Raw genomic sequence first — 10,067 nt, 5'->3', positions numbered from 1 at the left:
AGCCTGATGACCATAGCAAGTCGGTCCCACCCCTTCCCATCCCGAACAGGACCGTGAAACGACTTTGCGCCGATGATAGTGCTGCAACCAGTGTGAAAGTAGGTTATCGTCAGGCTAGTTATAAGAAGAGCCCCACCGGTGACCCGGTGGGGTTTTTTGCTTTGTACATCGAGAGTTTCAGTGAGTTTTGCCGGCAGGGCAGTCGATATAATTGGCTGATTGCAACATTCTCCGGCAATCATGGCGCGAAAAATTCTCGGTGTAGCCGCTGCGGCATTCGCTAGCTTCGCCTCCGCGGCAGAAGGTATTCCCACCGCATCGACCGGCGTCAAAGCCGCGCTCGAGTCGGAATACATCGGCCTCCTACCGGGCGAGAGTTTCCGTTTGCGTAAGGGGAAATGCACGGACTGCCAGGTTCCCAAACAGGGTCTCTGGTATTTCGAGAACGAGCTGATTGCCGTTCCTGGAACAGGCGCCGCCGTTTCGGGTTTCACCCCGGGCGTCGACCGGAACAGCGACGTTGCCAAGTGGGCCGCCGCAGGACAAACTGCCCAACTCCAGCATCCCTCCATGGTATGGATCGGCGCGCCGAGCATCCTCGAAGGGGCAGTCATGCTGCCCGGCGCGCAGCGCGCCCGCACTGCCGGCGGCAAGGAACTCGACATCAGGCTCGTTCCCAAGATCGCTACCAATCTCTCCTATGCCAACGGCGATACCGCCGACTGGCTCAGCGGCCGTGAAGTACGCATCCGCGGCGCACTCGATGCTACCGGCGGAAAGGACGTCTTTGTCGCGCGCACGATCTGGCCCAGCGATTTCGCTTTTCGACCGGCTGGCTGGGCAAGCAAGCCCCTGCAGAAGCCGTCGGACCTGAATGCCTTCGTGCGCGAACCCATCAAGGACGCCCGAGGCATCGAAACCCGCCTGGTGTGGGAACGCAAGCCCGGCCAGGCGCGCGACTGGAAACAGAAGCCCGTGCTGGGTTTCATCCTGAACGGCGCCCAGGGCGACGACGATGAATCGCTCGGTGGGCATTTCGCCATTGCCACCGGACGCATCGGCGACCGCGGCGAGTGGTCGAATTGGGCGGTCAATAATTTCTACAACCTCGACTCGTTCAGCGAAAAGGGGATCGTCGCCGCCACGCTCCCGATGGATAACTATCTGATGGACCTGAACAGCGGCCAGCAGTATTACCGTCCCTCGTACATGCTGGTCGCCGTCCTGAACGACACCCGCACCGCGGCAGCATTCCAGGGCGGCGTACAGCGCGTCTTCAACCATTTCTACCGCCACGATTTCCAGTACCGCCACGCCAGTGCGAACTGCGCGGGCATCAGTGTCGACGTGTTCGATGCGCTCGGCTGGCATATCCCCAAACAGGGACCGACCGCGCCTTTCAAATCGCTCGCTGCATACGCCTATGTCGCGGCCAAGGATGGCAGCCTGCAGAGTGGCCGCAAGATCTACGATTACCTGAACGAGGAGCAGACCCGGCTCCTGCCGGCGGTCGCGTTCGAGGCGATGGGGCAGGACCTGCTGCAGCTGGTCGGTGCGGGCGGCGCCGTGCAGCGCAAGTTGTCCCCGTACGAGCAGCAGCTGAGCAAGGACGTCGAGGCGATCTTCCTGGTCCGCATCCCGCAGGTGCCATCGAGCCGAGCTGCCGGCTCGGCGCCGGTGTTCTCCTTCGACGAATTCCGCGCGCGGGTGCCGGACGACCAGAAAGACTGGAAGATCGTGCCGGTCGAGCCGCGTCCCTTCCCACAGCGGCTCCGTGACCCGGCCAGCGTCGCGGAAGAAGAGCCGTCGCCCGTCCCGCTACCGATCGCAGGCATCGGCATCGGCGTCTGTGTTGTGCTGGGTGCACTCATCGCGCGTCGGCGCAAGAAGAAATCGGCAGCGGATACCAGGCGCGGCGCGCCGACGCTGGAAGAACTGGTGCACTGAGATTGCTGTCGCCTGCCTCGTCAGGCCAGCAATTCCTGCACCACGCGCGCCATCTCATCGAGCCGATAGGGCTTGCGCAGGAGCTGCGTGCGCTGCACCTGCTCGCACTCCTCGTCCATCCCCGCCGGGAAGCCCGACGCGAACAGGACTTTTGCGCGCGGCAGGTGCTCCGCCGCCGCCCGTGCGAGATCCCGCCCCGTCACCTGGCCCGGCATCACGATGTCGGTGAACACCAGGTCGATCGGCAGGCCCTGGCGGATCATGTCGAGCGCCGTTTCGCCGTCGCCCGCTTCGAGCACGCACAGGCCGAGCTTGCGCAACACTTCCACGCTGACCTGACGCACCGGGGCTTCGTCTTCCACTACCAGCACCGTGCGCACGGGATTCGGTGCCAGGGTCGGCGCCAGTTCTTCCGCAGCCGCCGTGCGCAGCAGCGGGAAATACATGGTGACCGTCGTTCCGCTGCCCGGCACACTGGCCAGCTCGATCTGGCCGCCGCTCTGCTTGACGAAGCCGAAGGCCAGGCTCAGTCCCAGTCCGGCGCCGCGATTGCCCGCTTTGGTCGAGAAGAAGGGTTCGAACGCGCGCCGCTGCACCTCTTCAGGCATGCCGGCGCCGTTGTCGGCGACGCGCACGCGCAGATAGCCCGGCGCTTCGGCGCTGTCGCCGCCCGGCAGCTGCGCCGCGTCGACGGCGATGTCCAGCCAGCCATCAAGGCTCATGGCTTCCGTCGCATTCTGCACCAGGTGCAGCATGGTTTTTTCGAACTGCGCCGGATCGATGCAGGCGTTCAGCTTCTCGTCCATCGTCAGGCACAGCGCATGCGGGCCGAGTGTCTGGCGGATCGTCGCTTCCATGCTGCGCAGGTGCTTCGCCACGTTGAACGCCACCGGCGCCAGCGGCTGCCGGCGAGCGAAGGCCAGCATCTGCGATGCCAGCTGGGCGCCGCGGCGCACGCCTTCGGACGCGGCGTCCAGGCGTTTCACCGTGCGCTCGTCGGCGCGATGTGCGACCCGCAGCAGTTGCAGGTGACCGTTGATCAGCTGGAGCACGTTGTTGAAATCGTGCGCCACGCCGCTGGTGAGCTGGCCGATCGCTTCCATTTTTTCGACTTCGTGCAGCGAAGCCTGTGCGCTGGCCAGCTCGCGGGTGCGCTCGAACAGCGCGGCCTGGCTCGTACGCAGCGCGTCGGCAACCCGGTCACGCTCCTGCATCGCGCGGTAGGCGCGCGAGTGCGCCTGCAGCCGCGCCGTCAATTCGACCTTGTCCGGCCATTTGACCAGGTAGTCGATCGCGCCGGCCTCGAAACCGCTCGCCTTGACCTGCGGGCTGCTATTCGAGGACAGCATGATGATCGGGACTTGCGCCACGCGCGGGTCCTGTTTCAGGGTTTTGATCACCTCGAGGCCGTCGATCATCGGCATGTGCAGGTCGACCATGATCACCGACGGAACGAAGGCCGCTGCGGTCTCGAGCGCGCGCGAAGGGTCCTGCTGGTACTCCAGCACGATGCCCGCTTCGTCCTCCAGCATGCTCTTGACCAGCTCGGCGTTGATCAGGTGATCGTCGACCAGCAGCACCCGCGTATCGATTGTCTTGGTTAGCATCGCGTGTCCGTCAGCGTGTCATGGCGAGGTCGCGCCGGCTTCGAGCGAAGCCTGCGCGATGCTGAGTTCGAGCTGCAGCAGGTCATAGGGCTTGGGCAGCACGATGATGCCGCTGTCCGGCGGAACCCGGATATTGTTCCCTTCGCCCGAGGTCAGGATCACCCTGAGTCCGGGACGCAGGGCCATCGCGCGCGCGGCCAGCTCGGTGCCCGACTGGCGCGGCAGGTTCAGGTCGGTAAACACAATGTCGACTTCGTGCTCGTGCAGGAGCGTCAGCGCATGTTCGGCCGAGCCGCTGCCGCTGGCTGCATGACCCAGCGCGGCCAGCAGTTCGCAGGCCAGTTCGCGCGTGTCCGGATCGTCTTCCACCACCAGGATGCGGCGCGCCTTGTCCTCTAGCTTCGGCGTGCGCACCACCTCGTCCACCACCGCCGGCGCTGCCATCGGCACGGACAGGCGCGATGCGCCGAGTTGGCGGCGGATCATCTGCGCCAGCTGTTCGCGGCTGTACGGCTTGGGCAGGAGCTCGATGCCCTGGTCAAAGGAGCCGTCGGGCACGTGGCCCGAGGTGAGCAGGATGCGGGTGCCCGGTGAGAACTGGCGGCACTGCGCCACCAGCGAGGCGCAATCGACCGCGCCCGGCATCGACAGGTCGCTGAACAGCAGGTCGACCGCTACGCCTGCGCGCAACACTGCGACCGCTTGCTGCCCGCTCTCGGCGCTGAGCACCTGGTAGCCCAGGCCCGCCAGCAGTTCGGTGGTGGTCGCCACCACGGCCGCATCGTCATCGACCACCAGGATGGTCTCGTCGCCGCCTGGCACGTCGGCCTGGCCGGCCACCCGCGCGTGAAGGGCGTCGCCCTCGGCGCGCGGCAGGTGAATCACGATGCGCGTGCCGTTGCCCGGACTGCTCTCGATGCGGATCTCGCCGCCACTCTGCTTGACGAAGCCGTACACCATGCTCATGCCCAGGCCCGTACCTTTGCCCGGCGCCTTGGTCGTGTAGAAGGGATCGAAGATCTTGCCGAGCACCTCCGGCGTCATGCCGCAGCCGGTGTCCGTGATCGACAGCAGCACGTGGCCGGCCGCGTCGCTATCCTGTTCGCCGTTGCCGACGCTGATGGTGAGGCGGCCGCTGCCGCCCATGGCATCGCGGGCGTTGATCGCCATGTTGAGGATCGCGTTCTCGAGCTGGTTGCGGTCGACCCTCGCATTCCACAGGCCGGGCGCGCGGCGCAGGTCGAGCACGACCCGGTCGCCCAGCGCGCGCAGCAGGAGCGACTCCATGTCGGACAGCAGGCGGCCCAGGTCGGTCGCCACTGGCTGCAGCGGCTGGCGGCGCGCGAACGCGAGCAGCTGCGAAGACAGCTTCGAGCCGCGGTCGACTGCCGCCACCGCACTCGCCACGCGCGCTCCCAGGACGCTGCCGATGCCATCCAGTTCCATCAGCTGCAGGTTGCTCGAGATGATCTGCAGCACGTTGTTGAAGTCGTGGGCCACGCCGCTGGCCAGCTGGCCGACGGCTTCCATCTTGTGCGCCTGGCGCAGCGCGTCCTCGGCCTTGAAGCGTTCGGCTTCCTCAAGGACGACTTTGCGTTCCAGCGATTTGTTCAGTTCGCGCAGCGCGGCCTGCGCCTGCTGCAGGTTCTCGTCGATGCGCTTGCGTTCCGTGATGTCGAACACGACACCGAGGTAGCGCCGTTCGCCGGCGATCGTGCTCGGCACCGCCTGGCCGCGGCGCGCAACCCAGCGCCGCTCGCCAGTATCGGCGCGGGTAATCAGGTATTCCGAATACCCGAGCGGGTTCGATTCATTGCCCAGCCGGTTGGGCCCGGCCAAGTGGAGGCAGGATGGATCGACCTGGCTAAGCAGCAGATCGGCCGTCACCTCGACGTCGGGAGCGAAGCCCCAGATGCGCCGATAGGCATCCGACACCACCACCTTGCCGGTGGCCGGGTACCACTCGAAGGTCCCGATCTCGCCCGCCTCCTGGGCCACGCGCAGCCGTTCCTCGGTCAGCGCATGGTCCGTGACGTCGACGCCCTCGACGAAGATGCTGTGCGTGCGGCCGCTCGCGTCCTTCAGTGGCTGGTAGACGAAATCGAGGATGCGCCGCTCCATCCCTTGTCCGTTGCCGGGGTCCAGCTGGACTTCCAGGTTGCGGCCATGGTAGGGCTCTCCGCTGTGGTAGACAGCGTCGAGCAGTTCGTAGATGCCTTGTCCGTCGAGCTCGGGCAGCGCAATCCGGATCGGTTTGCCGATCACGGGGCGGTGCTGGACCAGCTTCAGGTAAGCGTCGTTGGCCAGCTCGTACACATGCTCGGGCCCCGTCACCACCGCCATGAAGCTGGGCGCCTGGCGGAACAGGGTATTCAGGAAGTCCATGTCGCCGGACAGCCGGCGATTGGCCTGCTCGAGACGAATTTCATGCAGCTGGCGTTGCTGTTCGCTGCGCACACGGTCGGTGGTCTCGAGCACGGTACTGAGGATAGCTCGTACCTGGCCATGTTCGTCCACGGCGGGTCCGTAATACAGGTCGAGCCAGACTTCCTGCGGCGTACCGTGGCGGTCGAGGATGAAATGGGCGTCGCGGAAGACCCGGTCTTCGCCGGCGAAGCAAGCGTCGAAGACTTCCTTGTTGAAGTCCCAGGCTTCCGGCCATGCATCGCGTGCCGGCAGGCCGAGGACATGCGGATGGCGGTTTCCGCACACCCGCGCGTAGCCGTCGTTATAGAGGAGGATCCTGTCGTCGCCCCAGATCAGGGCCATGCTGGCGGGCGAGCGCAGGACGACGTCGACCAGCGTCCGCAGCAGGGGCGGCCAGCTGTCGATCGGGCCGAGCGGTGTGCCGCTCCAGTCCCGCGTTCTAATCAGCTCGGCTGCTTCGGAGTTCGAAGCGGGCCAAACGATCTTGCTCATACTGCCTCATCTGGTCGACGGCGAAGATCGCCAGGGCCGTGACGCGGACAACGTGTCGGCGCCAGCGTGACAGTGTAACACTGGAGACTGAACCTTTAGTGTCTTATCTGCATGCCATCACCGTGTTCAAACTGCATGCATGTTGCCGTTCAGGCGCTGCTCCAAGTTGTTCCAGAAGCGGTCGTGGAGTGGGAGCAACAGGACATTGCATACAGGCTCGAGCAAGGCAGCCATACCGCCCAGGGCGAGCGAGCCGGTCGCCAAGTACATCACGGTGAAGGCGACGCCCATATGGAGGATAGTCTGGCTCAGCTTTTCCGCAGCAATGCGCAGGTAGCGGTCTCGCGTGGACGAGCTCTTCGCGCGAATGGCCAGCCAGGCTTTTTCGTGCAAGGGCAGGAGGAGCACATTAATCACCGGCTCGATGATGATCGCCAGGCCGCCGAAGACGACCGAGCCCGTCACGGCATAGGCGATCGCGAAGGCGATAGCCATGTGGGCGACGACCTGGCTGGTTTTCTTGGCGGCGGTGACCATGATGCTTGTTCCTATGTTTCGTTAACACTGCTGTAGACGAATGATAGCGATTCTCATTCATAGTCTAAAGTGAATTAAACTAAACAAATTAATAGTCGCAAGCTATCGCCGGAGGGGGCTCCTGAAAACGCTTACTTCAAGGGCAAGATCAACGCATCCAGCTGCCCGGGGTAATGCTCGAGCAGCCAGCGCGCCTTCTCGGCGAACACCCGCTCGCCCTTGTAAGCGCGCGCCGCCGCCAGCATGTTCTGCATCGCATGCTTGTTGAAGCCGTCCGGCGAGCCCTCCTTGGGATCGATTTCCTGGTACGGCCACTTCTCGCCGTTCACATAGCGCGCGACGAAGCGGTAACCCTGGGCGATGCTGTGCGCGTCCTCGCCATGTTCCCAGACCTTCTGGCCGGTCAGCTCACCGTAGCGCCCCAGGTAACCGAACGCCTCGAGGGCAAAATTCGTGTAGCCGGCCGGCCGCGTGCGCTCCAGCTCTGCGATCAGTTTGCCCTCGCGGTCGATCTGGCCGGCGATGCGACGAATCTTGGTGATGTCGAGCTCGCGCGTGGCGACATCCTGACGGTTGGTATACAAGGCAAACGCCACCACCTGCGCCGAATAGAAAGTGCCGTGGTTGTTATGCGCGTTTCCCTCTTCAAAACCATGACGGCTGTTGAGTAGCCAGTCCAGGTAGGTGCGGTACCAGCCACGCACCGCCTCGTTCTCGGCGTCGCTCAAGGCGTCGGTCGGCTGGATCAGGGCCAGGCTGTCCATCACGTCGATCAGGACGCGGCTGGTGATGATGCCGATGCCGCGCCCGTCCACGCGGCCCGGAATCGCCTGCCCGTAGTCCAGATTCGGGTTCATGCGGGTTTCGGAGGCAAGGAACCAGGCGCGCGCCAGCTCGCCTGCCTTCACCGCGTATTTGCGCTCGCCAGTGAAGTACCAGGCCAGTGCCAGCACCTTGACGTCATGCGCGAACCTGCCTATGCGCTGGCTGTCGGTGCCCTCGGTCGACGCGGCCGGGTTGTGCAGGCCATCCTTGCGGATATAGGGCAGGCCGTCCTTCTTGGCCGGATCGGGCCACCAATACGGGCCAAAGCTGAAGAAGTCGTGCTTGTTGCCGCTGGCCGGGCTCAAGGTCTTGTCGACGACGCTGTAGCGGCGGTGCGTCAGGGCCGCATCGGCTTCCTTGAGCAGGCTGTCGTACGACGGCTGGTAGAGCGGATCGCGCGCCGCGAGCTTTTGCTTTGCCAGCGCCAGGTCGGCCGGATCGTAGGTGTAGAACTGGGACGGCGAGGCTGCAAGCGCGGGACCGCACAACACCGCCGCCAGCACGGTCGCATGCCACAAGGACCGGAGCATGGGGACGCCGCGCGCCCGCTGACCATGCGTTTCGGCGGTCCGTACCTGTTTGGGCTGTTCGTTCAAAGCTTGTCTCCTAGTTTTATATAGTGGGGGATTACCAGAGCACGGGCTGGCGGATGAAGAAGTTGCGGGTGACTTCCTCCACCGATGAGTCGGCGGGCAGGGTGGCCCACAGGGCCAGGTAGTCCGGGCGGCCCAACGCGTGTCCGGCGAACAGCAGGCTCGATTGCCGCATGGGCCATTCTTCGAAATACATGACGTCCGCCGGCAGGGGCCAGCTGGCCTTGTTGCGTATGTAGGGTGCCATCCAAGCCATTGCCTTGGCCATGCCGCGGCCGTCGGGCGTGACATAGGTCCAGAGATTGTCTGCGGGCGTCGACAGGATCCGGCATAGCGCGGCCAGCGCTTCCAGGTTGAACAGGGCATAGCCGTAGGGTTTGGTCCGTTTCAGTTCCAGCGGCTGGCTGCCGTCGGCGGCTAGCTGGGTCGGGAGCAGAACTTTCTTGAAACGCTCGCGCGCGTAAGCCAGCAACTGCTGGTCGCCGGTGAGGCGAGCGAAGGCGGCCACCTGCAGCAGCCAGCAGGATCCATGGTTGTTCTTCGCTTCCCGTTCCTCGATGCCGTTCTTGCTGCTCGTCAGCCAGTGGAGGTAGTCGCTGAACCAGGCGACGATTTGTTGACGCTCTTTGCCGGACAAGGCATCGCCTTCCTGCAGGACTTCGATGGCGCGTGCCACTTCGACCAGGTGGACGGTGTCGATGATGCCGATTCCGCGCCCGGTCGTTTTGCCGAAGATGGCTTGGGCGTACTGCAGGTTCGGATTGAGCCGGGTGCCCGGGTCGATGAACCAGGCGCGCAGGTGGGCCGCCGCGTGTCGGGCGTAGCGCTGCTCGCCGGTGGTCTTCCACGCCGCCACCAATGCCGGCACCTGCAACGACAGGCGTACCAGCGCGCGCCGGTGCGCCACGAAGTTGTCGGGATTGGTCAGGCCGTCGCGCTGGATGTAGGGTCCGCTGGGATTGGCCGGGTTCGGCCACCAGTAATCGCCCTCCGAATAAAAATCGTGCACGCCACCGCTGCTGCGTGGGCTGGGGAAGGCGGTGATCGTGACCGGCGCCTCGGCCAGGGCTGCGTCAGCCACGCGCAGGATGCGTGGCTGATCGAGGCGGGCGATGTCCAGCGGCTGTGCCGAGGCAGGGGTCCATAAGCAGCACAGCAACAGCAAAGTGAGGAGTGGGCTATCGGATGCCATGTGGACGCCGCTTTAGATTTGATGAGTCATGTTAAACGTTTAACCCAGTATATCCGATCTTTTAATTCATCATAAAGAGTCTTGTTTTAGAAATCGTTTTCCATTAATTTCGGAGAGCCAGTCCGATTGGTCAGGGCTTGCATCCCAGTGGTGGCTTTGTTATAGTCTCGCTCCTCCGACGCACACCGCAGCCTTTCAGGCAGCGAACGCGAAAGAGACGAGGGGTTGACGAGAAGCGCAAAACACTGCATAATCTCACTTCTCTGCTGCTGACGAACACAACGCTTCGCACAGTGCAGCAAGGTAGTACAGAACACCGATCTTTAACAATCAACAGTCGATAAGTGTGGGCGTTTGATGAAGGTGCCACTGGCTTCGGTCAGTGATTACTTAAATTATCAAATGTTCACAAAAGTATTAAGCGTTGTCCCAGCAATGGGATGACGG

6 protein-coding genes and 1 rRNA gene are annotated in these 10,067 nt (G+C 63.9%); 2 read left to right on the top strand and 5 right to left on the bottom strand.

From position 1 onward, the window contains the following. Positions 1-2: 2 nt before the first annotated feature. Positions 3-115: ribosomal RNA gene (gene rrf / locus GV068_RS24810) — 5S ribosomal RNA — on the top strand. 125 nt (positions 116-240) lie between these two features. Beyond that, entirely contained in the window at positions 241-1,947 is a 1,707-nt protein-coding gene (locus tag GV068_RS24805; protein ID WP_159705595.1) for a hypothetical protein, read from the top strand. 20 nt (positions 1,948-1,967) lie between these two features. Here the strand turns inward: GV068_RS24805 and GV068_RS24800 are convergent, their stop codons facing one another. From GV068_RS24800 to GV068_RS24780, 5 genes are all read right to left on the bottom strand, one after another. Further along, positions 1,968-3,554, bottom strand: a complete 1,587-nt coding sequence (locus GV068_RS24800) for a response regulator (RefSeq protein ID WP_159705592.1) — start codon at positions 3,552-3,554, stop codon at positions 1,968-1,970. 18 nt (positions 3,555-3,572) lie between these two features. After that, positions 3,573-6,473: a response regulator gene (locus GV068_RS24795; protein ID WP_159705589.1), complete on the bottom strand. Its 2,901-nt coding sequence runs from the start codon at positions 6,471-6,473 to the stop codon at positions 3,573-3,575. 126 nt (positions 6,474-6,599) lie between these two features. Beyond that, the gene (locus GV068_RS24790) at positions 6,600-7,010 is read right to left on the bottom strand and encodes a DUF2061 domain-containing protein (protein WP_159705586.1); all 411 of its coding nucleotides are present in this window, start codon (positions 7,008-7,010) and stop codon (positions 6,600-6,602) included. A 131-nt stretch (positions 7,011-7,141) separates the two neighbouring features. Then, complete coding sequence (locus GV068_RS24785) at positions 7,142-8,365, bottom strand: alginate lyase family protein (protein ID WP_159705583.1); 1,224 nt, start codon at positions 8,363-8,365, stop codon at positions 7,142-7,144. A gap of 97 nt (positions 8,366-8,462) precedes the next feature. Then, positions 8,463-9,620 (bottom strand): alginate lyase family protein, encoded by a 1,158-nt coding sequence (locus tag GV068_RS24780; RefSeq protein ID WP_159705580.1) that lies wholly within the window; start codon positions 9,618-9,620, stop codon positions 8,463-8,465. Between the last annotated feature and the right edge of the window lie 447 nt (positions 9,621-10,067).

The organism is Massilia sp. 9I (genome assembly GCF_902506415.1).
Classification (GTDB): Bacteria; Pseudomonadota; Gammaproteobacteria; order Burkholderiales; family Burkholderiaceae_D; genus Telluria.
The sequence above is the reverse complement of the archived record's forward strand: the minus strand, read 5'-3'. Positions and strand labels throughout refer to the sequence as shown.